The organism is Gordonia sp. (in: high G+C Gram-positive bacteria), assembly GCF_020438995.1.
In the GTDB taxonomy this organism is placed as follows: domain Bacteria; phylum Actinomycetota; class Actinomycetes; order Mycobacteriales; family Mycobacteriaceae; genus Gordonia.
The window spans coordinates 1-2,128 of the sequence record NZ_JAGQTN010000300.1 but is presented as its reverse complement, the minus strand read 5'-3'; the positions used below and the strand labels follow the sequence as shown (position 1 = coordinate 2,128).

The window sequence follows — 2,128 nt, the reverse complement described above, 5'->3', positions numbered from 1 at the left end:
GGCGTAGCTCGGCATCCGGGACTGCACGAACGCCGAGAACGTCTCGCTCAGCTGACGTGCCGACTCGGCGGCGATCGTGTCGAACACCAACGACGACTTGCCCGACCCCGACACCCCGGTCACCACCACCAACTGATGCTTCGGGATGTCGACGTCGATGTTTTTCAGCGAGTTCTGCCTGGCTCCCCGAACCCGGATCATATTGTGTGATGAGCCGCCCATGACACGCAGGTTGCCCCTGATTGCGGACAGCCACTGTCCGCGACTACACCGTCACTGTTCGATCCACGCCTACCCGCTGCACGAACCCCGGGTCGTGTGACACCAGGATCAGCGCGCCCTGCCAGCGGGCGAGGGCGTAGGCGAGCTGCTCGACGGTGTCGATGTCGAGGTTGTTGGTGGGTTCGTCGAGGATCAGCAGTTTGGGCGTGGGCCGGTGCAGCAGGGCCGACGCGAACGCCGCCCGGATACGTTCTCCGCCGGACAGTTCCGACAACAGCTGATCACCGCGCCTGCCGCGGAACAGGAACCGGGCGAGCTGGGTGCGGATCTCGTACTCACCGACGTCCGGGTTGGCGGCGGTGAGGGCCGCCACCAACGACTTCGACTCGTCGTCGAACTGAAGGCGTTGCGGCAGATAGGCGTACGGGACGCAGATCGCATCAGCGGTGGACATAAGCGAACGCAGCAGCGTGGTCTTGCCCGAGCCGTTGGGTCCGGAGACGGCAACCCTTTCGGGGCCAAGCAGTTTCAGGCGATCATCGTCGACCACCTCGGCGCGGCTTGCGAGCGTCACCTCAGGGAGCGCGATGCGTGCCGATGCGTCGGCGCGGACCCCGTCGCGGGCCTCCTGTAGCCGGTCGGCGGCCGCGATCACGTCGTCGCGGTGCCTGCCCGCGAGCTTCCCGGCGGCGATCTCGGCCGCGTTCTGCCGCAGGCCCATAATGATCTTGGGTACCCGCTTCTCCCGCTCCGCCTTTCGGGCGGTGCGCTCACGCCGGGCGAGTTTGATGTTGGCCTCCTCCTTCTCCCGTTTCTGCTTGGCCAGATCAGACCGGGCGTCGCCGACCGCGGCCAGGGCAGCTTCGTGTTCGGCGTCGAGGATCTCCCGGTACATTGAGTATGGCCCACCGAACAGCCGGATCGACCCGTCGTGCAACTCCAGCGTCGCTTCGACACGTTCGAGCAGTTCCAGGTCGTGGGTCACCACCAGCAGCACGCCGGAGAACTGGTCGATCATCCGGAAAAGACTTGCCCGGGAACGGGAATCGAGATTGTTGGTGGGTTCGTCGAGCAGCAGCACCGACGGCCGGCGCAGCAGTGCTCCGCAGATCGTCAGCAGTGTGGCCTCGCCACCGGACAGGGAGTTGACGGTCCGCTGTAGATCCTCATGCGGCAGACCGGATTCGGCGAGCATCGCGCGGGCGCGCTCCTCGATGTCCCAGTCGTCGCCGATGACCTCGAAGTCGGCAGGATCGACCGATCCGGCCTCCACACGGGAGAGTGCAGCGAAGATCGGGGTGATCGCCAGGACGTCGGCGACGGTGCGAGTCGGGTCGGCCTGCGGGTTCTGTGCGACGAACTCGACGTCGCCGACCGTGGTGACACTGCCCGTCGCGGGGCGCAGATCACCGGCGATCAGCCGCAGTAAGGTGGTCTTCCCGGCGCCGTTGGAACCGACCAGCGAATGCGTGCGGCGGTCGACGGAGAACGACAAGCCGGTGAACACCGGCGTACCGTCAGGCCAGGAAAAACTCAGATCAGAAACGGTGAGGGCGGTCGAAGGGACAGGAACAGTATGGTTTTCGGACATGACAACTCCAGAAGTGACTCGATGAGGCGACGCGAAGATGCGTCGATTCGGGGCACTTCAGTCATTCATTCCGAGAATCAGCTCCTAGGGCCGGTGACAGATGGCTGTGGTCCGGGTGTTGTCACACCCCGGAGCGGTCAGGCCCCTGGACTCACGGGTCCCCACGGTAGACCGGCCGCTGCGCCGTGACCACCGATTTACTAGCGTTGTAGGCATGTCGTTCATCCGGACCACCGTCGCCAACGGGGTCGGCGAGATCATCCTCGACCGGCCGAAAGCTCTCAACGCGCTCGATCAGAGCATGATCGACGAGAT

The 2,128-nt window shown here is 65.1% G+C and carries 1 protein-coding gene and 1 pseudogene; both read right to left on the bottom strand.

The features are described from left to right. A pseudogene (locus KDB67_RS21215) lies at nt 1–222 on the bottom strand (hypothetical protein); the annotation flags it as partial. Between the two features lie 43 nt (nt 223–265). Continuing rightward, nucleotides 266–1,813 (bottom strand): ATP-binding cassette domain-containing protein, encoded by a 1,548-nt coding sequence (locus KDB67_RS21210; RefSeq protein ID WP_291020346.1) that lies wholly within the window; start codon nt 1,811–1,813, stop codon nt 266–268. Between the last annotated feature and the right edge of the window lie 315 nt (nt 1,814–2,128).